Source organism: Bacillus nitroreducens, assembly GCF_964021195.1.
In genome coordinates this window covers 3,569,181-3,592,077 of record NZ_CAXHYI020000003.1, presented here as the reverse complement: position 1 = coordinate 3,592,077, position 22,897 = coordinate 3,569,181, and the positions used below count along the sequence as shown (strand labels likewise).

The 22,897-nt window shown below is 35.9% G+C and carries 27 protein-coding genes; all 27 read left to right on the top strand.

What is annotated here, in order from left to right; all coding sequences use genetic code 11:
* The first annotated feature begins 23 nt into the window (after positions 1 to 23).
* Entirely contained in the window at positions 24 to 1,328 is a 1,305-nt protein-coding gene (locus ACWPVE_RS21405; RefSeq protein WP_453997674.1) for a flagellar hook-length control protein FliK, read from the top strand.
* Positions 1,329 to 1,339: 11 nt separating this feature from the next.
* Complete coding sequence (gene flgD, locus ACWPVE_RS21400; protein ID WP_453996944.1) at positions 1,340 to 1,801, top strand: flagellar hook assembly protein FlgD; 462 nt, start codon at positions 1,340 to 1,342, stop codon at positions 1,799 to 1,801.
* A gap of 12 nt (positions 1,802 to 1,813) precedes the next feature.
* Positions 1,814 to 2,185, top strand: coding sequence for a TIGR02530 family flagellar biosynthesis protein (locus ACWPVE_RS21395; protein ID WP_453996942.1), 372 nt, complete (start codon positions 1,814 to 1,816; stop codon positions 2,183 to 2,185).
* Between the two features lie 83 nt (positions 2,186 to 2,268).
* Positions 2,269 to 3,048, top strand: a complete 780-nt coding sequence (gene flgG / locus ACWPVE_RS21390; protein ID WP_453996941.1) for a flagellar basal body rod protein FlgG — start codon at positions 2,269 to 2,271, stop codon at positions 3,046 to 3,048.
* Between the two features lie 39 nt (positions 3,049 to 3,087).
* Positions 3,088 to 3,282 carry a flagellar FlbD family protein gene (locus tag ACWPVE_RS21385; protein ID WP_453996939.1) on the top strand — a complete coding sequence of 65 codons (195 nt, stop codon included), beginning with the start codon at positions 3,088 to 3,090 and terminating at the stop codon, positions 3,280 to 3,282.
* A 14-nt stretch (positions 3,283 to 3,296) separates the two neighbouring features.
* The gene (gene fliL, locus ACWPVE_RS21380) at positions 3,297 to 3,725 is read left to right on the top strand and encodes a flagellar basal body-associated protein FliL (protein WP_453996937.1); all 429 of its coding nucleotides are present in this window, start codon (positions 3,297 to 3,299) and stop codon (positions 3,723 to 3,725) included.
* A gap of 219 nt (positions 3,726 to 3,944) precedes the next feature.
* Entirely contained in the window at positions 3,945 to 4,946 is a 1,002-nt protein-coding gene (gene fliM / locus ACWPVE_RS21375; protein WP_453996935.1) for a flagellar motor switch protein FliM, read from the top strand.
* Positions 4,939 to 6,168, top strand: coding sequence for a flagellar motor switch phosphatase FliY (fliY, locus tag ACWPVE_RS21370; RefSeq protein ID WP_453996933.1), 1,230 nt, complete (start codon positions 4,939 to 4,941; stop codon positions 6,166 to 6,168). Before fliM ends, fliY begins: the two co-directional genes overlap by 8 nt.
* 17 nt (positions 6,169 to 6,185) lie before the next feature.
* The gene (locus ACWPVE_RS21365) at positions 6,186 to 6,548 is read left to right on the top strand and encodes a response regulator (protein ID WP_453996931.1); all 363 of its coding nucleotides are present in this window, start codon (positions 6,186 to 6,188) and stop codon (positions 6,546 to 6,548) included.
* Between the two features lie 55 nt (positions 6,549 to 6,603).
* Complete coding sequence (fliO, locus tag ACWPVE_RS21360; protein WP_453996929.1) at positions 6,604 to 7,266, top strand: flagellar biosynthetic protein FliO; 663 nt, start codon at positions 6,604 to 6,606, stop codon at positions 7,264 to 7,266.
* The gene (gene fliP, locus ACWPVE_RS21355) at positions 7,263 to 7,928 is read left to right on the top strand and encodes a flagellar type III secretion system pore protein FliP (RefSeq protein ID WP_453996927.1); all 666 of its coding nucleotides are present in this window, start codon (positions 7,263 to 7,265) and stop codon (positions 7,926 to 7,928) included. The genes fliO and fliP overlap by 4 nt, the downstream gene beginning before the upstream one ends.
* A gap of 16 nt (positions 7,929 to 7,944) precedes the next feature.
* The gene (gene fliQ, locus ACWPVE_RS21350) at positions 7,945 to 8,214 is read left to right on the top strand and encodes a flagellar biosynthesis protein FliQ (protein WP_453996925.1); all 270 of its coding nucleotides are present in this window, start codon (positions 7,945 to 7,947) and stop codon (positions 8,212 to 8,214) included.
* A 4-nt stretch (positions 8,215 to 8,218) separates the two neighbouring features.
* The gene (gene fliR / locus ACWPVE_RS21345) at positions 8,219 to 8,995 is read left to right on the top strand and encodes a flagellar biosynthetic protein FliR (RefSeq protein ID WP_453996923.1); all 777 of its coding nucleotides are present in this window, start codon (positions 8,219 to 8,221) and stop codon (positions 8,993 to 8,995) included.
* Entirely contained in the window at positions 8,996 to 10,078 is a 1,083-nt protein-coding gene (gene flhB, locus ACWPVE_RS21340) for a flagellar biosynthesis protein FlhB (RefSeq protein ID WP_453996921.1), read from the top strand. It begins immediately after the preceding gene.
* 72 nt (positions 10,079 to 10,150) lie between these two features.
* Positions 10,151 to 12,187, top strand: coding sequence for a flagellar biosynthesis protein FlhA (flhA, locus tag ACWPVE_RS21335; protein ID WP_453996919.1), 2,037 nt, complete (start codon positions 10,151 to 10,153; stop codon positions 12,185 to 12,187).
* Positions 12,184 to 13,353, top strand: coding sequence for a flagellar biosynthesis protein FlhF (gene flhF / locus ACWPVE_RS21330; RefSeq protein ID WP_453996917.1), 1,170 nt, complete (start codon positions 12,184 to 12,186; stop codon positions 13,351 to 13,353). Before flhA ends, flhF begins: the two co-directional genes overlap by 4 nt.
* Positions 13,350 to 14,225 carry a MinD/ParA family protein gene (locus ACWPVE_RS21325; RefSeq protein WP_453996915.1) on the top strand — a complete coding sequence of 292 codons (876 nt, stop codon included), beginning with the start codon at positions 13,350 to 13,352 and terminating at the stop codon, positions 14,223 to 14,225. Before flhF ends, ACWPVE_RS21325 begins: the two co-directional genes overlap by 4 nt.
* Before the next feature lie 9 nt (positions 14,226 to 14,234).
* A complete protein-coding gene (locus tag ACWPVE_RS21320; protein WP_453996913.1) occupies positions 14,235 to 15,299 on the top strand; it encodes a protein-glutamate methylesterase/protein-glutamine glutaminase in 1,065 nt (354 codons plus the stop codon).
* Positions 15,300 to 15,317: 18 nt separating this feature from the next.
* Positions 15,318 to 17,366 carry a chemotaxis protein CheW gene (locus ACWPVE_RS21315; RefSeq protein ID WP_453996910.1) on the top strand — a complete coding sequence of 683 codons (2,049 nt, stop codon included), beginning with the start codon at positions 15,318 to 15,320 and terminating at the stop codon, positions 17,364 to 17,366.
* Positions 17,367 to 17,407: 41 nt separating this feature from the next.
* Entirely contained in the window at positions 17,408 to 17,866 is a 459-nt protein-coding gene (locus ACWPVE_RS21310) for a chemotaxis protein CheW (protein ID WP_453996908.1), read from the top strand.
* Between the two features lie 5 nt (positions 17,867 to 17,871).
* Entirely contained in the window at positions 17,872 to 18,513 is a 642-nt protein-coding gene (locus tag ACWPVE_RS21305; protein ID WP_453996906.1) for a chemotaxis protein CheC, read from the top strand.
* On the top strand, positions 18,506 to 19,003 hold the full coding sequence (locus tag ACWPVE_RS21300; protein WP_453996904.1) for a chemotaxis protein CheD: 498 nt from the start codon (positions 18,506 to 18,508) through the stop codon (positions 19,001 to 19,003). The genes ACWPVE_RS21305 and ACWPVE_RS21300 overlap by 8 nt, the downstream gene beginning before the upstream one ends.
* 40 nt (positions 19,004 to 19,043) lie before the next feature.
* The gene (locus tag ACWPVE_RS21295; protein WP_453996902.1) at positions 19,044 to 19,811 is read left to right on the top strand and encodes a FliA/WhiG family RNA polymerase sigma factor; all 768 of its coding nucleotides are present in this window, start codon (positions 19,044 to 19,046) and stop codon (positions 19,809 to 19,811) included.
* 138 nt (positions 19,812 to 19,949) lie between these two features.
* Complete coding sequence (locus ACWPVE_RS21290; protein ID WP_453996900.1) at positions 19,950 to 20,255, top strand: hypothetical protein; 306 nt, start codon at positions 19,950 to 19,952, stop codon at positions 20,253 to 20,255.
* A gap of 11 nt (positions 20,256 to 20,266) precedes the next feature.
* Positions 20,267 to 20,839, top strand: a complete 573-nt coding sequence (locus ACWPVE_RS21285; RefSeq protein WP_453996898.1) for a hypothetical protein — start codon at positions 20,267 to 20,269, stop codon at positions 20,837 to 20,839.
* Between the two features lie 148 nt (positions 20,840 to 20,987).
* Positions 20,988 to 21,686: a 30S ribosomal protein S2 gene (gene rpsB, locus ACWPVE_RS21280; protein WP_453996896.1), complete on the top strand. Its 699-nt coding sequence runs from the start codon at positions 20,988 to 20,990 to the stop codon at positions 21,684 to 21,686.
* A 282-nt stretch (positions 21,687 to 21,968) separates the two neighbouring features.
* A complete protein-coding gene (gene tsf, locus ACWPVE_RS21275) occupies positions 21,969 to 22,850 on the top strand; it encodes a translation elongation factor Ts (RefSeq protein ID WP_453996894.1) in 882 nt (293 codons plus the stop codon).
* Positions 22,851 to 22,897 lie beyond the last annotated feature (47 nt).

Below are 22,897 nucleotides of genomic sequence, written 5' to 3'. Positions count from 1 at the left end.
AAGGGAGGTGAAATAAGGTGAACATGGTAGCACACTTAGGACATTATCCAGAAATAAGTAGAAAGACTGTCGAGGTTATATCAGCAGTTAAAAGTAGTAATTCATTACAAGGGAATTTTCGTGAAGCTCTAGATGCGATAAAAGTTGTGGACCGTTCACAGACAGTTGAATACCATGAAGAAAAGACTTTAACTAATGTAGAGCAAGAAAATCTACTTGACGATTCTGCAATTGAATCAATAGAGAAAGCATTATATGAAATCGAGACTTACTTGAGGGATGGGGCTAATTCACCTGAATTTGAAGATGTCCTTAACGCACTTCCACTAGAATTGGTTAATCAAATCATGACATTTGTCTCTACGATTAAGTACGATGAAAGTCAACTTAATTTAGATAAGGTTACTAGTAGTTCGGAGCTTATTGGCCTTCTTTTAATAATCAAGACGTATGTCGAAAATAATCCCTCTCAACAAAAGAAAGGTCTTTTGAACTTAATAGAAACATTAAAAGTGAAGTATAGTGATATGGTCTCAAAAGAGCCACCAAGTGTTATGCATACGACTAATATAAGGTATCAGAAGTTTATCCATGAGTTAATGGAAAACATAGAAAACATACTTACTAAATCAGAAAAGCCTATTTCGGAATTACAGTCCCGTATACATTATCTACACACAGTTCATGCGAGATATTTTTCTACGCCAAAAGGGATAGAAAAACCGCAGACGATTATCACTAACATTCAAGAACAAAACGTAAGTACTATAACACAAAATCAAAGATTGACAAACGAAACTATACCTTTGAATGAAGCGGGTTCAAACCTAGTATCAAAAGCTCAGCAATTTTCAATTTTTGTTGAACAGTCGAATACGCCATTACCAAATCAACAACAATTTATTAGGCAGTTTCAAAATATATTAGCAAGAAGTAGCTTTTTGAATAATGGTGGACAACAAAAATTATTAATTAATCTTTACCCTGAACATCTTGGTTCATTACGAATTGAACTACTACAAACGGAGTCAGGGATGATTGCTAGAATTATGGCCTCAACGAGTCAAGCAAAAGAATTACTAGAGTCACAATTAGCTAACCTAAGGCACACTTTCATCGCCCAAAATATTTCAGTTGATAAAATTGAAGTTTCAACACAACTACAATATCAAACTGAGAGAAACATGCAGAGGGAAAATGAACATCAACAAGAACAACGTCAACAATCAGATAGACAACAAGATGAACAAAGCAAGCAAGAACATGGCGGCGACGAAACATCTTTTACTTCTACTCTATTAAATGAGCTTGTTAACTTTAAAGTATAGGTGGTGAATGAATGTCTACTAAAATCGATTCAAGTCTGTATCTTTCTAATCTAAAACAAGAGAGAAAAACAGGTAATGATATTTTAGGTAAAGATGACTTTTTAAAAATATTAATGACACAACTTCAAAACCAAGATCCATTGAATCCAATGGAAGATAAGGATTTTATCGCTCAAATGGCTACCTTTACTTCACTTGAACAAATGACCAATATGAATAGTACACTACAAAAATTTGTAAGTGAAATGCAGGGTGAACAACTATTAAAATATAGCAATATGATTGGAAAAGAAGTGGAGTATAGCTATAAAACAGAAGATGAGGACGGAAGTGAAATTATAAAAAAAGGACAAGGAATTGTCAATTCTGTTTCTCAAAAATCAGGTTATATTGAGTTAGAGTTGAAAGATGGAACTAAGATATATAGTGATGAAATCTTAAAAGTTAAGGAACCTTCTAACGAGGAAGAATAGGAGGTGATAATGTTGGACCATCGAATTCTTCAATTGCAAACTCATCCACTTTCATTGCAAACACAGAGAAAAGTACAGCAACCTCAACAACCTAAAATATCGTTTAAAGATGCACTCGAAAAAGAGACAAGCTTGGTGATTAGTAAGCATGCACAAAAGAGATTAGATGAGAGAAATATTAGTATTCAAGATTCGAAGTGGAAAGAAATTCAAATGAAAATATCTGAGGCGAAAACAAAGGGCATTCGAGATTCACTAGTTGTAACAAAGAATGCAGCACTAATTGTTAATGTTCCGAATAATACAGTCATCACTGCGATGAATCGTGATGAAGCGAATTCTCAGATATTCACGAATATTAATGGGACGATTATTTTAGATTAATATAAAATGGCTGGACCTTAAATGGAAGCCAATGGTGTGCGGACTGACAGAAGCCACCTAAAATCGAAAGGGGAAAATTAAAAATGTTACGTTCAATGTATTCAGGTATCAGTGGATTGAAAAACTTTCAAACAAAGTTAGACGTGATTGGAAATAACATCGCTAACGTAAATACTTATGGATTTAAAAAAGGTAGAACTACTTTCTCAGATATGATGAGTCAAACCATTCAAGGCGCAAAAGGTAGTGATAATTTAAGAGGTGGTGTGAACCCAAAACAGGTTGGTCTAGGATCTACACTATCGACAATCGATACTATTTCTACCCAAGGTAGCATCCAGTCTACAAACCGACCGCTTGATTTAGCTATTTCAGGAGCAGGCTATTTTACAGTGTCGGATGGACCAAACACTTATTATACAAGAGCTGGAAACTTTTATTTGGATGAATCTGGTGATTTAGTTAATGCCAATGGTTTAATAGTTGAACCTGGGATAAATATACCATCTAGTGCACAAAGTTTTAGTATTGACTCCGCGGGGGTAGTTAGTTATGTAGACGATACTGGACAATTACAAACCGTGGGAACAATAGAAATCACTGTTTTTGCTAACCCAGATGGCCTTGAAAAAGCTGGAGATAACTTATTTATTGAAACTCAAAACTCAGGAACACCTACTACTACAACAGCAGGAAACGGTGGAGCTGGAAAATTAATGGCTGGTGCTCTTGAAATGTCAAACGTTGACCTTTCTGAAGAATTTACTGAAATGATAGTCGCTCAACGTGGGTTCCAAGCAAATACCCGTATTATTACAACATCTGATGAGATCTTACAAGAGCTTGTAAACTTAAAACGTTAAGGGGGTTAGGGGTTTAATTCATTAAAAAACCCATGTGTATTGATAACTCTAACAAAATTAAATAATAAGAAGTTTACTTTAAATGCATTGTATATTGAACAGGTTGAATCCTTTCCTGATACAACAATTACTTTAACAAATGGAAAAAAACTTGTTGTGAAAGAAACAGAAGGAGACGTACAAGAGAAGGTACAAGAATTTTATCAAAAAATAAATGTTCTTGGCCGTCATTAGGGAGATAAGTTGCTATGAAAAATAAGTTGCTTGTAACAATGGTCATCATCTTAAGTATTATTACCTTAGTTGGTACGGCCGCTTTCATTTTTTTAACAAAAGCAATAGCTAGTGATAACAATCAGGAAGAGCCATCTATTGATGAAATACTTAAGGCAACTGTGGAGATTCCAGAAATTACAACAAAACTCTTAAGTGATGACTATATTCGTATATCCTTTAAAGTCCAAACAGATGGAAAAAAGGGAAAAGAAGAGTTAGAGAAGCGTAGCTTCCAAATAAACAATATTATAATTAAAGAACTTTCAAATATGACATCTGATGAATTTAAGGGTGAGGAAGGGATTGTGAATCTTGAAAATCGATTAAAGGATCGAATTAATGAATTAATGCAAGATGGTACAGTCGTTAGCGTCTATGCGACATCCTTTCTTCCGCAGTAGGTCATGAGATTTAAATTACTAAAAATGATGGTTCAATAAGTGACTAAAAGGACGCGTAAAAAATTGTCACGTCTTTGAGTTTTATTGGCACTAGCACAACATGTGCTTTTAAAGGTCGAGACGTGACTGTTTTGAGGAACGGGATATTAAGACATAAATATCTTGATGTGCCATTTTCGGACACTTTTTGAGCAATCTTTATTGAGCGGAGGTGGAACCTTGCCTGGAGATATATTATCCCAAAGTGAAATAGATGCTTTACTTTCGGCCCTTTCAACTGGTGAAATGAATCCAGAAGAACTTAAAAGAGAAGAAAGTGAACGCCGAGTAAAAATATATGATTTTAAAAGGGCGCTTCGTTTCTCAAAAGATCAAATTCGAAGTATCACTAGAATACATGAAAACTTTGCACGGTTATTAACAACCTATTTTTCAGCACAACTTCGAACATATGTCCAAATATCAGTTGGAACTGCGGACCAATTGCCTTATGAGGAATTTATTCGCTCAATTCCTAATATGACAATTTTAAATGTATTTGAAATGCCACCACTTGACGGGCGTATCATATTAGAGGTGAATCCCAATATTGCATATGCAATGCTTGATCGTTTGCTCGGAGGAAGAGGTACAGGATTAAATAAAATTGACAACTTAACAGAGATCGAAACGAAATTAATGAGCAATATGTTTGAAAAAGCATTCGAACAAGCGAGGGAAGCATGGGCTAATTTAGTGGAACTTGACCCGATTTTAACGGAATTTGAGGTAAATCCACAATTCCTTCAACTTGTTTCGCCTAATGAAACAGTGGTTGTTATTTCACTAAATACGCAAATTGGTGAAACAAGTGGAATGATTAATATTTGTATACCTCATGTTTTCCTTGAGCCAATTATTCCAAAACTATCGGCCCATTACTGGATGCAATCTGCACCTAAAAATGAAAAAAATAGTGAAGAGATTGCTAATATCGAAAACAACCTTAAGGATACTAAACTACCAATTGCTGCGGAATTAGGGACAGCCAATATTGCAATTCAGGAATTCTTACTTTTGGATATTGGTGATACCATCCAGCTTGATAAAATGATTCAAGAACCAATCGTGGTAAAGGTTGAGGGAATTCCGAAATTTACTGCTCAGGTTGGAAAGTTAAATAAAAAACAGGCCGTGCAAATCCTAGAGGAGATTAAAAGGGGGGACAGCGAAGATGAATAATGGAAATATGCTATCTCAAGATGAAATCGATGCATTACTACGAGGTACTGCTGATTTAGACAACGAAGAAAAAGTAGCAAATAATAATGATAAGCCCCTGGTAGAGGATTTTTTATCCGTACTTGAACAGGATGCCCTCGGGGAGATTGGGAATATATCGTTTGGTAGTTCAGCAACAGCCCTTTCTACTTTACTCAACCAAAAGGTAGAGATAACGACACCAAATGTTTCTCTAGTGGTAAGTTCAGAACTTGAACAAGAGTTTCCACACCCATATGTGGCAGTTTCCGTAAATTATACAGCGGGTTTTACAGGTACAAACCTGTTAGTAATTAAACAAAGTGACGCAGCCATCATTGCTGACTTGATGCTTGGTGGAGCTGGGGTTGCAGCACCAGAATCTCTTAGTGAACTTCAGTTAAGTGCTGTACAGGAAGCGATGAACCAAATGATGGGTTCTGCAGCCACCTCTATGTCAACAGTTTTTAGTAAAAAAGTTGATATATCTCCACCAAATATTGACATTCTGGACATAAAACATGGTGAGGGTGCTGAGAATCTTCCACCAGATGATATTTTGGTAAAAGTGTCGTTTCGATTGAAAATTGGGGAATTGATTGATTCATCTATCATGCAACTTGTTCCAGTCGAATTTGCGAAAGATCTAGTGGGAGAACTTCTTTCATCACAATCTGAAATGGTTGCTCCAACCATGGAGGTTATTTCAGAACATCAGGAATATAGTGAGATTACTGAACAACCGTCAATTGTGAACGAACAACAGAATAGACAGCAAATGGAATCAACTCACGAACGTTCTTATCAATCTGTTCAGCCTGATAGCAATCAACCTGTTTCAAATAGTAATCCACAGCATCTAGGTGGAATCCAAATGAAACAACCAGAAATTCAACCAGCCGTTTTTTCTGAGTTTGAACCAGTTCATTTACAAGAGGCTGAATCAAGAAATTTGAATATGTTATTAGATATTCCTCTTCAGGTTACTGTTGAATTGGGTAGAACAAAACGATCTATAAAAGAGATCCTAGAATTATCTGCTGGCTCTATTATTGAATTGGACAAGCTCGCAGGAGAACCTGTTGACGTTTTAGTTAATGGCAAACTCATTGCACAAGGTGAAGTAGTTGTAATTGAAGAAAATTTTGGTGTCAGAATAACTGATATTATTAGCCAAAGTGACCGCATTAAAAAATTGAATTAAATTAGGGGGCTTTTCTAATGGGACATAAAATACTTATTGTAGATGATGCAGCATTTATGAGAATGATGATTAAGGATATCCTAACTAAAAATGGCTATGAGGTCGTTGCTGAGGCGGCTGATGGCGCACAGGCGGTTGAGAAATATAAGGAACATAACCCAGACCTTGTTACCATGGATATTACAATGCCAGAGATGGATGGTATTACTGCGTTAAAAGAAATTAAAAAGATTAATCCAAATGCAAAAGTTATTATGTGTTCAGCTATGGGGCAACAAGCAATGGTCATCGATGCCATTCAAGCGGGAGCAAAAGATTTTATTGTTAAGCCATTCCAGGCGGATCGAGTGATTGAAGCAATCAGTAAAACATTAAGCTAATGATATTTATAAAATATAGTTTTCTTATGCGGTGACCAAATACAAACTCAGGAGAGTGGCAACAAAAGTGAAGTATTTTAATAAAGTTTTTATAGCACTTATCTTCTTTCATGCCTTGCTTGTCACTTTTCCTGTACAAGCTGTAGAAGGACAGATTAATAAAAGTGTCAGTGACACACTTGGCCAGCAAGAAGAACAAAAAGATAGGAATTTAAATGATGAAGAGCAAACAGAGATTCCAAAACCTGTGAATGAGCTTACTGCTGGCGACTTTTTTAAGATGATTTTTACAACCTTATTAGTTCTTGCACTGATTTATTTTTTATTGAAGTTTGTGAATAAAAGAAATCGAATGTTTAACGGTCAGAAATTTATTGAAAACTTAGGTGGGACTAGTTTAGGAACAAATCGATCAATTCAAATCGTTAAGGTCGGGGAACGAATATTGGTTGTAGGTGTAGGAGACTCGATTCAACTTCTTAAGGAAATCGATGATGTTGAAGAAATCAAAGCCATTATTGAGCAACATAATTCAACGCTAGAATCCATTATTCAACCAAGAGATGTAATAAATCGATTTTTTGATAAAAGAAGGGAAGCGAAGGATGAGGACAAGCCTTCATTTTCCTCCATCTTAGAAAAACAATTTTCAGATTTAAAGCAAGGGAGAAAGAAAATTGTCGAGCAGCTTGAAAAGAAGGAGTCTAGCAAAGAATGAATGAATTCATGGAATTTTTTAATACTAGTGCCCCTGAGAATGTTTCGACATCGGTAAAACTTTTTCTCCTTTTAACTGTTCTATCACTCGGACCTAGTATTTTGATATTGATGACCAGTTTCACTAGGATTATTGTTGTACTATCGTTTGTTCGGACATCCCTTGGAACTCAGCAAATGCCACCGAATCAGGTGTTAATTGGATTAGCCTTGTTTTTGACATTTTTTGTGATGGCACCTACTTTTAGTGACGTAAATGAGCAAGCATTGACACCACTTTTTAATGAAGAAATAAATTTAGAGGAAGCCTATAACCGTGCGGCAATTCCATTTAAAGAATTTATGAGTGCACATACTAGGCAAAAAGATTTAGAACTGTTTTTGAACTACTCTGGTGCAGAGCGACCTGAAACGATAGAGGATATTCCTTTAACTGCCTTGGTTCCAGCTTTTGCAATAAGTGAACTAAAGACAGCTTTTCAAATTGGTTTTATGATTTTTATCCCATTTCTTGTAATTGATATGGTTGTGGCCAGTATCTTAATGTCTATGGGGATGATGATGCTTCCTCCAGTTATGATTTCCTTACCATTTAAGATTCTTTTATTTATCCTTGTGGATGGATGGTATTTAATTGTTAAGTCCTTATTACAAACCTTCTAGAAGTAGGTGAACATAATTGAGTTCTGAAGCAGTAATTTCTTTGGCAGAACAAGGTGTTTATACAACTTTAATGATTAGTGGTCCTCTCTTACTGGTAGCTCTATTTGTTGGATTACTTGTCAGTGTGTTCCAGGCAACAACACAGATTCAGGAGCAAACATTGGCATTTATTCCAAAAATTATCGCAGTACTTGTGGGATTAGTGTTTTTTGGCCCTTGGATGCTTTCAAGAATGGTTGCATATACACACGATATTTTTAGTAATTTAACAAGATTTGTAGGATGAAAAAATGACAGAGGTCTATACCTATTTCCCTGCATTTTTGCTTGTATTAGTGCGGGTTACTAGCTTTTTTGTAACAATGCCACTATTTTCATATCGAACCTTACCTGCTTCACACCGAGTAGGACTTGCATTTTTTATTTCATGGATCATGTTCCTGTCAATGGAAAAACCAATTCTTCAAATTGACGGGTATTTTATCATGTTAATTTTTAAAGAGGCAATGGTCGGATTAATGGTTGGCTTAGTTGCTTATGTAATCTTTGCGGCCATTCAAATTGCAGGTGGATTTATTGATTTTCAAATGGGGTTCGCTATTGCAAATGTGATCGACCCGCAAACAGGGGCGCAAAGTCCGTTGATGGGACAATACTTATATACGTTTGCACTTTTGTTTTTATTGTCTATCAATGGTCATCATTTGTTATTAGATGGTATCTTTTACAGTTATGAATTCATCCCGATGGAGCAGGCAACCCTTCCGTTTGGTGATGAAAATATAGTGGAGTTTATTTTACAGGCATTTGGTGCGATGTTTATTATTGCATTTCAAATGTCAATGCCAGTAGTAGGGGCGTTATTTTTAGTTGACATAGCTTTAGGAATTGTGGCAAGAACGGTTCCACAGTTAAATGTGTTTGTTGTAGGTCTACCACTAAAAATTGGGGTAAGTTTTGTCATAATGTTTATTGCAATGACAATGATTTTCATGCTTGTTGGGGTTCTGGTTGACCAACTTGCTTTAACGATGAGAGGTTTATTGGAATTGTTAGGAGGAAGCTAAATGCACTATATTCGTCTTGACCTACAATTTTTTGCAGGTGAAAAAACAGAAAAAGCTACTCCTAAAAAACGCCAAGAAACTAGAAGAAAAGGGCAGGTTGCAAAAAGTGCGGATGTAAATACGGCAATTTTGCTCCTTTCCGTTTTTTTTACTCTCATGGTTTTTGGTGGCTTTTTACTTGATCGTATATTAGCTTTTTTAAAACATTCATTCACTCAATATGTATCCATTACGCCTACAGAACAAAGTGTTCAACAGGTTTTTATTGAATTATCATTGGAAGCAGCAATTGTGTTAGCACCTATTATGATAGTTGCCCTTATCGCTGGGGTTGCAGCTAACCTCATGCAAGTCGGTTTTTTGTTTTCAACGGAATCGATTCATATGAAACTCAGTAAACTTGATCCGATTCAGGGGTTTAAGCGTATTTATTCGATACGTGCACTTGTTGAGCTCATTAAATCTATATTAAAAATAGTTATTGTAGGTGGTGTGACTTTCGCCATTCTTTGGTTCCGTATAGAAGATATTTTGTCTCTACCCCAGAAAACCGTTGGTGCCGCTCTGATTATACTTGCTAAACTGACGGTACAGATGGGGTTGTTTGCGGGTGGGGCACTGTTATTTCTTTCATTTTTAGACTATCTATATCAACGCTTTGATTATGAAAAAAACATTCGAATGTCAAAGCAGGATATTAAAGACGAGTATAAAAAGACCGAAGGGGATCCTCTGATTAAATCAAAGATAAAACAGAAACAACGTGAAATGGCAATGAGTCGCATGATGCAGGAAGTACCAAATGCAGATGTCATTATTACAAACCCTACCCATTATGCGATTGCTCTTAAATATGATGAATCTAAAATGGATGCCCCCTTTGTAGTGGCCAAGGGTGTTGATTTTATTGCACAACGTATTAAAGAAATTGGGGCAGAATATGAAATTACTACTATTGAAAACAGGCCACTTGCTAGAGCCTTATATGCTGGAACTGAAATTGGTGATGCGATACCAGAAGAATATTTTAAAGCAGTAGCAGAAATTCTAGCTTATGTGTATCGCTTAAAGGAAAAAGTATGAGCAATACTTTGTTTTTGAGTGGTTTGTATAACACCCTCATCTTGTGTTTTTTGATTTAAAGGAGAGAAAATAATGCGAGCAAGAGAATTATCCGTTTTACTTAGTGTGATCTTAATAGTTGCAATGCTTATCATCCCATTTCCATCCTGGTTGTTAAGTATTTTAATATTGATAAATATCTCTCTTGCATTGCTGGTCCTCTTAACCTCTATGAATATGCAGGAACCACTTCAATTTTCCATTTTTCCATCATTACTCCTACTATTAACCTTATTTAGATTAGGGTTAAATGTTTCTACAACAAGATCTATTCTTGCTACAGGGGATGCTGGTGGAGTTGTACATACCTTTGGTACCTTTGTTGTTGGTGGGAATGTTGTTGTGGGATTCGTCGTCTTTCTAATCCTCATTGTGATTCAATTTATTGTTATTACAAAAGGATCTGAACGTGTATCAGAAGTTGCTGCTCGTTTTACACTAGATGCTATGCCAGGAAAACAGATGAGTATTGATGCCGATCTGAATGCTGGCATGATCTCGGATAAAGAAGCACGTGAACGCCGTGACAAGGTAAGCAGAGAAGCAGATTTTTACGGGGCAATGGACGGAGCAAGTAAATTTGTGAAAGGTGACGCCATTGCAGGGATTATCATAGTACTTATCAATTTAATATTTGGTTTTATTATTGGAATGACACAGCATGGATTAGGATTTCAAGAAGCCATTTCTAAATTCACCCTATTAACCATTGGGGATGGGCTTGTAAGTCAGATACCCGCGTTACTTATCTCGACTGCAACAGGTATTGTTGTAACTCGTGCTGCATCTGAAGGTAACTTAGGAACCGACATTACGAAGCAATTATTTGCATATCCAAAAATGCTTTATGTTACAGCAGGTACAATCTTCCTACTAGGTTTGTTCACTCCTATTCATGATTTATTAACGATATCTATCTCAGCTTTATTAGCTATTGGTGCCTATATGATTTCTAAAGATAAAGATCGGGAAATTCAAATCGAACCAGAAACGGAAGAAGAAGTACAAGTAGAAGATCTTAAGAGCCCTGAAAGTGTTGTTAATCTTCTAAATGTGGATCCGATTGAGTTCGAATTTGGATATGGTTTGATCCCCTTGGCAGACACAAATCAAGGTGGAGATATTTTAGATCGAATTGTTATGATCCGTCGACAGTTAGCCATAGAACTTGGTCTTGTCATTCCAGTCGTAAGAATTAGGGACAATATTCAATTACAACCGAATGAATACCGTTTAAAAATAAAAGGAAGCGAGATGGCAAGAGGAGAACTGTTGCTCGATCACTACTTGGCAATGAGCCCAGGGTATGATGACAATTCGATAGAAGGGATTGATACAGTTGAACCTTCGTTTGGATTGCCTGCAAAATGGATTTCCGAGGATATGAAAGATCAAGCAGAAATGCAAGGATATACGGTAGTGGACCCACCGTCTGTAGTGTCCACGCATATTACCGAAATCATTCGAAGAAATGCCCATGAATTGCTTGGTCGACAAGAAACAAAGCAATTAATCGATCATTTAAAAGAATCTTACCCTATTTTAGTAGAAGAAGTGACACCTAATCCACTCGCAGTCGGGGATATTCAAAAGGTATTAGCCAAATTGCTGAAAGAAAATGTATCAATACGAAATCTACCGATCATTTTCGAAACTCTGGCAGATTATGGTCGAATGACAACAGATACGGACTTATTAACAGAATATGTAAGGCAATCACTAGCTAGACAAATCACAAACCAATTTATTGTCTCAGGTGAGACTATGAAAGTTGTCACACTTTCAGGTAGGGTGGAGAAAGCAATAGCTGATGGTGTTCAGCAAACAGAACACGGTAACTATTTATCAATTGAGCCAAGCGTTTCACAATCAATTATTGAATCAATTGCAAAACAGATTGAGTCTGTAAGTATTCAAGAACAAACACCGATTTTATTATGCTCGCCTGCTGTTAGAATGTATGTAAGACAGTTAATTGAACGGTATTTCCCACAGATTCCTGTGCTTTCATATAATGAGCTTGAGGCGAATGTAGAAGTTCAAAGTGTTGGGGTGGTGAACATAGATTGAAGGTAAAAAAATTCATTGCATCTTCTATGCCAGAAGCAATGCAATTGATTCGTACTGAATTAGGTAGTGAAGCGGTTATTTTAAATTCAAAGGTTGTTCAGACACCAGGCTTTTTCGGTCTGTTTCGAAAAAAAAATTTTGAAGTGATCGCGGCTATTGATTCAGAATTTACAAGAAATCAAAAGATGCAAATAAAAGAAAAAGATAAACATGCACCTAATACCGAACTAAAAAATGAAGCTGTAGAGCCTATAGCTCAAAAACCAGTTATTAAAAATGAAACAAAAGTTACAAACAACACCTCTGAAGAGATATCCAAAGAAATTCAGGAACTCAAGGCAGCCATGAAGGAGTTATCCTCCGACCTGAATCCTTACACAGGACCTCTTCAGGAAATAAATCAATTGTTGCACGAACAAGAGATTGATCCAACAATTCGAAAAGAATTGATGTCTAGTTTGTTGGAAAAATGGTATCAATCTTCAAAAGAGGCTTCATTTAAAGAAGTTAAAGAATGGACAAAGACCATTCTCCTATCGAGGATATCTGAACTAGATTATGGTGGTGTGACATATCATAAAAAATACATTAATGTTGTTGGTCCAACTGGTGTCGGAAAAACAACAACGATTGCTAAAATTGCAGCGGACTGTATGTTGAAGGACAACAAAAGCATTGCATTTATTACCACAGATACATTCCGTATTGCAGCAATTGAGCAATTAAAAACATACGCGAAAATTCTAGGTGCTCCAGTGGAGGTTTGTTATTCATTTGACGATTTTAAACAAGCAAAAGATAAATATAAGGATTATGATGTTGTATTTATCGACACGGCTGGTAGGAATTTTCGTAATGCAAAGTATGTAGATGACTTAAATAATCTCATTCAGTTTTCAAGTGATATGGAGACGTTTTTGGTGCTTTCGTTAACATCCAAGATGAGTGACATGAAAGCAATATATGAACAATTCTCGAAAATTGATATTAATAAGTTTATTTTTACAAAGGTTGATGAAACAACAAATTTTGGAGCAATGATGAATTTAATTGTAGATTCAGAGGTTGGTGTCGCTTATCTAACGAATGGACAAAATGTCCCAGATGATATCGTCGTTGCCACACCTAACTTAATCGCAAATACGATACTTGGAGTCGATGAATGATGATGGACCAAGCTGAAGTTCTTCGTAAAAAATTAGCATCAAAGAATAACCAAAATCAACCGAAGACAATAGCGGTCATTAGTGGAAAAGGGGGTGTAGGTAAATCAAATCTATCACTTAATTTTTCCATCGCCTTGTCGCAATTTGAAAAGAAGGTCTTGTTATTTGATATGGACATTGGGATGGGGAATATTGATCTTTTGATGGGAATTACTGCTCGTCACACGATAGTTGATTTATTTGAAAATAACCTCTCCATTAACGATATCATAATGAAAGGCCCAAAAGGAATTGATTATATTGCGGGAGGTAGCGGTTTACCGACTCTCTTTAAACTCGACAATAAAAAATCTGATTATTTGATTAACCAATTGCAAGTTCTACTCACAGATTATGACTACGTTATATTTGATATGGGCGCTGGAATGACGGAAGAAAATGTTAAGTTTCTATTGGCTATGGATGAAATCTTTGTCATTTTAACTCCTGAACCAACATCAATTACTGATGCATACTCAGCCATGAAATATATTTGTATGTTTGACCAGTCTATTCCAATGTATTTACTAGTAAATCGTGCTGAAAAGGAGACAAGTGGGATACAAACCTCAAAAAGGCTGAAGCAAGCAGCGTTGCAATTCTTAATTAAAGAAGTTGCAATATTAGGTGTTTTACTTGACGATAAAACCGTTCAAAAGGCTGTCATTCACCAAGAACCATTTTTGCTTTATGCACCGAATGCTGGGGTTAGTAAGAGTTTAATGGAGATATGTAAAAAGTATTTAGAGATAAGAAACGAGCAACACATTAATAAGAATCAACAAAGTTCCTTTATATCAAAGTTACAGCGTTTTTTCGTACGTGGTAGATAGGAGACGACAATGAACAAGATAAATGTACTTGTTGTAGATGATTCAGCATTTATGAGAAAACTTATTACTAGTTTTCTTCAGGAAGATTTAAGAATTGAAGTTGTTGGCACTGCAAGAAATGGAAATGATGCTTTGGAAAAAATCGAAAAACTGAATCCTGATGTAGTTACGTTAGATGTAGAGATGCCTGAAATGAACGGCATTGAAGCATTACGACGAATTATGAGTGACTTTCCTCGCCCAGTTGTGATGCTTTCAAGTACAACAAAGGATGGGGCAGATAACACGTTACAAGCCATCCAGTATGGAGCTGTTGATTTTATTCAAAAACCATCAGGATCTATTTCGATTGACCTTCACCTTATCAAGAATGAAATTGTGACAAAAGTACTACAAGCGGGTAAAGTTAATGTTGAATTGTTGAAAAAGCCATTAAGTATACAAGAAACTCCTACTACTAGAATGATAGATTATAGTAAAATAGAACTAGTAGATCGTGGGAGTTTTAAAAAAATCGTTTGTATTGGTACTTCAACAGGAGGACCAAGAGCATTACAAGAGGTTCTTCCTAAATTACCTAAAAATTTCACTGCTCCCGTTGTAATTGTTCAGCATATGCCAGCGGGTTTTACAAAATCATTAGCCGACAGACTTAATAGTTTATGTGAGATTACTGTTAAGGAAGCAGAAAATGGAGAGTTTCTAAAGGCTGGAACGGCTTATATTGCACCTGGTGGTTCCCATATGAAAATTAAAAAAATTGGTACAACCCTCGCTGTCAATATTGATAAAAGTGAAATCAGGAATGGGCATAGACCTTCTGTTGATGTTTTATTTGAATCGATAAGTGAAATTGATGGAATTCAAAAAATCTCTGTAATCATGACGGGGATGGGGTCAGATGGTTCTCAAGGATTAATTAAACTGAAGAATACAGGAAAAGTGATTTCGATTGCAGAATCAAAGGAAACTTCTATTGTGTTTGGAATGCCAAAGGCAGCAATAGAAACAAATTTAGTAGATCGAGTTGAACATTTAGAGGCCATTGCAGATTCCATACTTAAATTTACATAGGCAAAGGGGTGTTACGTGATGGAAATGGATCAATATTTAGAGGTGTTTATTGAAGAAAGTAAAGAACATCTCCAGGCTTGTAATGAGCATTTATTACATTTAGAAAAAGAACCTGAAAATATTACAATCGTTAATGAAATTTTTCGCTCTGCCCATACATTAAAGGGAATGGCTGCAACAATGGGCTATGAGGACCTTGCTAGTCTAACCCATCAGATGGAAAATGTGCTCGATGCTATTCGTAATATGAAAATAGAAGTTACACCATCCATTTTAGATGTTGTTTTTAAAGCTGTGGATTATTTAGAAGAAATGATTTTTTCAATTGCCGACGGTGGTGATGGAAAAAAGGATGTTACAGATGTTGTCTTATTACTAAAGAAAATTGAAAGTGGAGAACACAACACGGAGCTTAATACATCTACTACGGTAGAAATGAATGCTGAAAGTAAACATCCAGCTGCGAAGGCTAATTATGATGATTTTGAGTTAACGGTGATACAACAATCAACGGAACAAGGGTTTAATTGTTATGAGATCACAATAAGTTTAGTTGATGATTGTCTTTTAAAGGCAGCTCGTGTATTTATGGTTTTTGAGGTTCTTGAACAAGTCGGTGAGATTATCAAGTCTATTCCATCTGTGGATCAACTAGAAGAGGAGCAATTTCAAAATGAATTTACTGTAACCCTCTTATCTATGGAATCTGCAGAACATATTGAAAAACGTATAATGAAGGTTTCTGAAATAGATAAGGTAGTCGTTCAGTACTTTTATTCAAAGGAGACAACGAGTCAACCAAAAGAACTGATTCAGGCACAAGCTGAAGTTGCTCCTGCCCTTGTTGAAAAAGTGGAACACGAAAAAACTGAAAAAGAGACAAACCACGCACCAAAGTCTAATAGTAAGAATGGAAGTAATCACAAAACGATTAGAGTAAATATCGAAAGACTAGATATATTGATGAACCTTTTTGAAGAATTAGTCATTGACCGTGGACGATTAGAACAAATATCAAAAGACCTCAATCATTCTGAGCTGAATGAGACTGTTGAAAGAATGTCTAGAATTTCTGGAGATTTGCAAAATATTATCCTCAACATGAGAATGGTTCCTGTTGAAACAGTGTTCAATCGTTTTCCACGAATGGTTCGTCAATTAGCGAGGGATTTGAATAAAAAAATTGATCTTCAAATTATCGGTGCCGAAACAGAATTAGATCGTACAGTTATTGATGAAATTGGTGATCCACTTGTTCACCTTTTACGAAATGCGCTAGATCATGGTATTGAAACTCCAGATGTTCGATTACAATCTGGAAAGTCAGAAACTGGGACTGTTATTTTAAGAGCTTATCATAGTGGAAATCATGTCTTTATTGAGATTGAAGATGATGGCGCTGGAATTAGTCGAGATAAAGTCATTCAAAAGGCTATAAATAAAGGACTTGTTACTGCAAAAGGAGGCGAGTCTTTAACAGATAGTCAAGTATTTGATTTTATTTTCTCTTCAGGTTTTTCAACTGCCGAAAAAGTGTCAGGTGTATCTGGACGTGGTGTTGGTTTAGATGTTGTGAAGAATACGATTGAAGCTTTAGGCGGTACGATTACGATTCAATCAGAGATAGGAAAAGGGTCAATGTTTTCAATCCAGCTACCACTTACATTATCAATTATTTCAGTATTGCTTGTTGAGGTTCAAAATGAAAAATATGCAATACCACTTTCTTCAATTATCGAAACGGCCATTATTAAGAAAAGCGATATTCTGCATGCACATAACCAAAAGGTAATTGATTTCAGAGGCAAGGTTGTACCGTTAGTAGACTTGAAGGAGATATTTGAAGTCCCCATTTCCAATGAAGAGGATGATTACCTATCAATTGTGATCGTGAAAAAAGGAGATAAATCGGCTGGTCTTATCGTAGATTCTTTCATTGGACAACAAGAGATTGTATTGAAATCTCTAGGAAACTATTTGTCGAATGTATTTGCGATATCTGGAGCAACTATACTTGGCGATGGACAAGTTGCCTTAATTATTGATTGTAATGCATTGATAAAATAATTTAACAGAATAAAAGTTATTGGTTGAAGGGAAGAAATTAAATGTCTGAACAAGCAACTGCGTTAAAGGTAATTGTATTTTCACTTCTAGATGAGGAATACGCAATCCCTGTATCCCAGGTTCGCTCAATTGAAAAGGTACAACATATCACGCGTGTACCTAGAACAGAACCTTATGTAAAAGGTGTGATTAATTTAAGAGGGGTTGTAACCCCAATCATTGATTTAAGAACTCGTTTTGGTATGCCTGAGACTGACTATTCAGATAGTACCAGAATTATTATCGTTGCTACAGAAGATGTAGAGGTAGGAGTAGTTGTAGATACAGCTAATGATGTTATGGATATCTCAATGGACACGATTGAGCCACCACCAGAAATTGTAGGTAGTGTTGAGATTGAATATTTAGAAGGTGTGGCAAAACTAGATAAAAGATTACTTATCTTATTAAATTTAGATAAGGTTCTTAATCCAGACAGAGTTAGTAAGATCGAAGGGTGATGGATGTGTCATTTTTCCAACGTATTAATTTGACTCATTTAGATATTTTAAAAGAGATTGGAAATATTGGAGCAGGTCATTCCGCTACAGCCCTTTCAACACTTCTAAATCGTAAAATTGATATGCGAGTACCCGATGTGAAAATTGTTTCATTTGATGAGATGATGGAATTTGCTGGGGGAGCAGAAAATGTTGTTGCAGCAATCTACCTTCGGTTCGAAGGAGATATGACAGGTAATATGTTTTTTATTTTGCAACTACCTCAAGCAACAAAACTTATTCAGGACTTAATAGGGGATGAAAGCTTCTCTTTTTTAAGTGATGTTCAACATGAAATGGGCATTTCTGCTTTCCAAGAGGTTGGAAATATTTTATCGGGTTCGTATCTCACATCATTATCAGATTTTACTGGATTAAATGTATATCCTTCTGTTCCAGGATATTCAGTAGATATGGTGGGTGCAATCATTGGTTACGGTTTATTGGAACTTTCACAGGTTAGTGATTTTGCTATTGTCATTGAAACTGCTATAAATGAATCAGAAGATCATGCAAACAATCATGTTAATGGGCACTTTTTACTTTTACCTGATCCCGATTCATTTGAAAAAATCTTCACCGCTTTAGGAGTTCATACACATGATTGAGTCAAAGCAGGTAATAAAGGTCGGAATAGCAGACATGAATGTCGTTGCTGCACCAGACTTAATTCGAACATCTGGCCTAGGATCATGTGTTGGTGTTGTAATATATGATCAAACTAAGAAGGTAGCAGGTCTTGCCCATATCATGTTACCGAGTTCAGCATCTACAAAAGCGGGTAACTTGAACACCGCCAAGTATGCTGATACTGCAATTGAGGAACTAATACAACGAATTATTACAATTGGGGGTAGACCCATGGGATTAAAAGCCAAGATTGCTGGTGGCTCCCAAATGTTTCAATTCCAATCAGGTAGTGATATTATGAGAATCGGTCCACGAAACGTCGATGCCGTTAAAGCTGAATTAGAAAGACTTAATATTACACTTGTCGCGTCCGATGTTGGGGGAAGTAATGGTCGTACTATTGAATTTGACCCTATGTCAGCCATTCTTAAAATTCGTACTGTCAATAAAGGTACAAAAGAAATTTAAACAGGTAACATTGCAAAAAATAAGCGAAAGGAGGAGTAGAATGTCCAGATTATCATCTACAGACACGCAAGAATATTGGCAAAAATGGACCGACTCACGAGATACCGATGCAGGGGATGCCCTTGTCAGAAAATATATGCCACTTGTTTCATATCATGTACAACGGATCTCGGTTACGCTTCCAAAAAGTGTGAACAGAGATGAGTTGAATAGTCTAGGGATGATCGGTTTATATGATGCTCTGGAAAAATTCGATCCTTCTCGTGATTTAAAATTTGATACATATGCATCCTTCCGAATTCGAGGAGCGATAATTGACGGTCTTAGAAAAGAGGATTGGTTGCCAAGAAGTGCAAGAGAAAAATCAAAAAAAGTAGAAGCTGCTATAGAAAAACTCGAACAAAACTTGATGAGAAACGCAACGATTCCAGAAATTGCAACTGAGGTTGGGATGAGCGAGGAAGAAGTATATCAAACGATTAATGAAGGCTTTTTTGCAAATGTACTCTCAATGAATGAATATCAACATGATGAAGAAGGTAGTGATAAATCAGCGTTTTCAATCAAGGACGATACAACATTAACTCCTGAAGAACATGTTGTGAAAAAAGAATTATTAAACCAATTGATTCATGTGATTCAACAGTTGAATGAAAAAGAACAGTTAATTATAAGTCTATTTTACAAAGAAGAACTCACCTTAACTGAAATCGGTCAGGTTATGGGATTATCAACATCTAGAATTTCGCAAATTCACTCGAAGGCCCTTTTTAAGCTTAAAGAGATATTACAGAAACACATCCACTAATAAAGGGTAAGGGTGTTTTAAAATAGCGTCAGGTTAAATCAGTCATTCTCTTACATCATGATATAGCGCAACTAGTAAATAAATAGATTTCAATCCATTGCCTTTCGTAAAAAATATGCGTAGGAAGAAGTGAATAAATTGAGTCTTAAATTAGTTGAATTGCAAGTTGCGCTTCCTAGAACACAAGATGTAGGGAAAATTCATGAACAACTAATAACGCGCGGACAGCACATGCAAGAGCATATTTTCTCGGAAGCGGAAAAGATAGAAAAAAGAAATAGAACCATTGTCAACGAGAGCAACGAAACAGAAAATGCACACTTACATAAGGATCAGACATCGAAATTGTATCCAGAACAACGAACACATAAAGTGCAAAATCCTGAACAAGAAAATAAAGAACACCATCCTTATAAGGGGAATTTTATTGATTTTTTAGGATAGAGGGATTTTGAATGATAACCATATTATTTATACTTTGTTTTGCCTTAATTGCCTTAGCCTTTTTTTTAATTATTCTTCTATATCTTAAATTTACTCAACTAAAAGATATAGAGATTAAACAAGAGCGATTACTTAAAGAATTTGAAAGTGTGATCACTTCATATGTAATGGAAATTAAAGAAGACAATGAAGTGTTTTTAAATAGAATTCAACAAATACAAAAGTCAACAGAGAATAATGAGGATGAAACTGAAACTTTACATAAATACAAAGAAAAAGACAACCTCGAAAATAGAGAAAGTACGATGGATTCGTTCTATTTTAAAGAGCCAGAACTAACATCAGATGAGCTTCAAGACATGTTACCGTCTTATTCAGATCACGGAGATAACATACAATTAGATAAGGTAGAAATAAAGTCTGAGCAAGTTCAATCAGAAGATCAGGAGGAAAATGTAGATAATCTTGTCAAAGATATCGAAATCCTAATGAAGCATGGTCTTTCTTATGAGGAAATTGCAAAAAAGTTAAAAAAAGGAAAAACAGAAGTTGAACTTTTACACAAATTTCGTCAAAACAACTAATTTTTCTTGCTCTCATGTTTTGATTGTGATATATTAATTTTTGGTGTTATCACACACGTTCATAGATTTAAGCAAATGGTGCTGTACAAACAGTTTTGTTTAAAGATGATATGGACGGAGGAAAAAAAACCATTAGGAGGATTTACACATGTCAGTAATTTCTATGAAGCAATTGCTTGAAGCTGGTGTTCACTTCGGTCACCAAACACGCCGTTGGAACCCAAAAATGAAACGTTACATCTTCACAGAGCGTAACGGTATCTACATCATCGACCTTCAAAAAACTGTAAAAAAGGTTGAGGAAGCTTATAATTTCGTAAAGGAATTAGCAGGTAACGGTGGAACTTTGCTTTTTGTTGGTACAAAAAAGCAAGCTCAAGATTCTGTTAAAGAAGAAGCTGAGCGTTCTGGAATGTACTATGTTAACCAACGTTGGTTAGGTGGTACATTAACAAACTTTGAAACAATTCAAAAGCGTATCAAACGTCTAAAAGACATTGAAAAAATGCAAGAAGACGGTACTTTTGATGTTTTACCTAAGAAAGAAGTTGTAGGACTTAAGAAAGAATTAGAACGTCTTGAGAAATTCTTAGGTGGAATTAAAGATATGAAGCAATTACCAGATGCTTTATTCATCATTGACCCTCGTAAAGAGCGTATTGCTGTTGCTGAAGCACATAAACTCAATATTCCGATCGTTGGTATCGTTGATACAAACTGTGATCCGGATGAAATTGATTATGTAATTCCTGCAAACGATGATGCAATTCGTGCGGTTAAGCTTTTAACAGGAAAAATGGCAGACGCTATCCTAGAAGCTAAACAAGGTGAAGAAACATCTGCTTAATGAGCGAAAGGTGATAAGAGGTTTATGCCTTTTATCACCTTTTTTAAAGACAATGTCTAACTCAGATGCAACTGGTTAACAGGTCATAAGACAACCTCTTCTGAAGGTATTGAATACGTTTGGAATTGTTATCGTATACTTGTTACTTAAAGGATTGCATGTAACGCTTCTCTAAGAATTATATAATTCCGCAAATTAAGTCATAATAGAAGAAGACTATCTAACAGTTATTTGAAATTGAACAAATAGTAGTACATAGTAGCAAATAAGGAGGAAAACATAATGGCAATTACTGCACAAATGGTAAAAGAGCTCCGTGAAAAAACTGGAGCAGGTATGATGGATTGTAAGAAGGCTCTTACAGAAACTGATGGTGATATGGAAAAAGCAATTGATTACCTTCGTGAAAAGGGTATTGCGAAAGCTGCGAAAAAAGGTGATCGTGTAGCAGCTGAAGGCTTAACTTCTATCGAAGTACAAGGTAATGAAGCTGTCATTTTAGAAGTTAACTCTGAAACAGACTTCGTTGCAAAAAATGAAGGTTTCCAAGCTCTAGTAAAAGAACTAGCATCTCACCTATTAGCAAATAAACCAGCTACAGTTGAGGAAGCATTAGAACAAAAGATGGACAACGGTGCAACTGTTGCTGAGCATGTGAATGCTGCAATTTCAAAAATTGGTGAAAAATTATCACTTCGTCGTTTTGAAATTGTAACTAAAGAAGACGGTGATGCATTTGGTGCATACCTTCACATGGGCGGTCGTATTGGAGTTCTAACAGTTCTAGGTGGAACTTCAGATAGCGATATTGCTAAGGACGTTGCAATGCATGTAGCTGCTGTTAATCCTAAATATGTTTCACGTGATCAAGTATCTGCGGATGAAGTTGAGCGCGAGCGTGAAGTACTAACTCAACAAGCGTTAAATGAAGGAAAACCTGAAAATATCGTATCGAAGATGGTTGAAGGACGTCTTGGTAAATTCTTCGAAGACATTTGCCTTCTTGACCAAAGCTTTGTTAAAGACCCTGACCACAAAGTTGGTAAATATGTACAATCTAAGGGTGCAACTGTAAAGAGCTTTGTTCGTTACGAAGTTGGTGAAGGTATCGAAAAACGTCAAGATAACTTTGCTGAAGAAGTAATGAGCCAAGTGAAGAAGTAAAAAGAAAACAGGGAACACATCATGTGTTCCCTCTTTTTGAAAGGTTT

Bases quoted from the DNA above. Each gene is read 5' to 3' on its own strand.
- ACWPVE_RS21365 (WP_453996931.1), top strand. From the start codon at position 6,186: ATGGGACATAAAATACTTATTGTAGATGATGCAGCATTTATGAGAATG.
- fliP (WP_453996927.1), top strand. From the start codon at position 7,263: ATGAATGAATTCATGGAATTTTTTAATACTAGTGCCCCTGAGAATGTT.
- flhB (WP_453996921.1), top strand. From the start codon at position 8,996: ATGCACTATATTCGTCTTGACCTACAATTTTTTGCAGGTGAAAAAACA.
- flhA (WP_453996919.1), top strand. From the start codon at position 10,151: ATGCGAGCAAGAGAATTATCCGTTTTACTTAGTGTGATCTTAATAGTT.
- ACWPVE_RS21310 (WP_453996908.1), top strand. From the start codon at position 17,408: ATGTCTGAACAAGCAACTGCGTTAAAGGTAATTGTATTTTCACTTCTA.
- ACWPVE_RS21300 (WP_453996904.1), top strand. From the start codon at position 18,506: ATGATTGAGTCAAAGCAGGTAATAAAGGTCGGAATAGCAGACATGAAT.
- ACWPVE_RS21325 (WP_453996915.1), top strand. From the start codon at position 13,350: ATGATGATGGACCAAGCTGAAGTTCTTCGTAAAAAATTAGCATCAAAG.
- flgD (WP_453996944.1), top strand. From the start codon at position 1,340: ATGTCTACTAAAATCGATTCAAGTCTGTATCTTTCTAATCTAAAACAA.
- ACWPVE_RS21285 (WP_453996898.1), top strand. From the start codon at position 20,267: ATGATAACCATATTATTTATACTTTGTTTTGCCTTAATTGCCTTAGCC.
- fliL (WP_453996937.1), top strand. From the start codon at position 3,297: ATGAAAAATAAGTTGCTTGTAACAATGGTCATCATCTTAAGTATTATT.
- rpsB (WP_453996896.1), top strand. From the start codon at position 20,988: ATGTCAGTAATTTCTATGAAGCAATTGCTTGAAGCTGGTGTTCACTTC.
- fliY (WP_453996933.1), top strand. From the start codon at position 4,939: ATGAATAATGGAAATATGCTATCTCAAGATGAAATCGATGCATTACTA.
- fliR (WP_453996923.1), top strand. From the start codon at position 8,219: ATGACAGAGGTCTATACCTATTTCCCTGCATTTTTGCTTGTATTAGTG.
- tsf (WP_453996894.1), top strand. From the start codon at position 21,969: ATGGCAATTACTGCACAAATGGTAAAAGAGCTCCGTGAAAAAACTGGA.
- ACWPVE_RS21315 (WP_453996910.1), top strand. From the start codon at position 15,318: ATGGAAATGGATCAATATTTAGAGGTGTTTATTGAAGAAAGTAAAGAA.
- ACWPVE_RS21295 (WP_453996902.1), top strand. From the start codon at position 19,044: ATGTCCAGATTATCATCTACAGACACGCAAGAATATTGGCAAAAATGG.
- flgG (WP_453996941.1), top strand. From the start codon at position 2,269: ATGTTACGTTCAATGTATTCAGGTATCAGTGGATTGAAAAACTTTCAA.
- ACWPVE_RS21405 (WP_453997674.1), top strand. From the start codon at position 24: ATGGTAGCACACTTAGGACATTATCCAGAAATAAGTAGAAAGACTGTC.
- ACWPVE_RS21320 (WP_453996913.1), top strand. From the start codon at position 14,235: ATGAACAAGATAAATGTACTTGTTGTAGATGATTCAGCATTTATGAGA.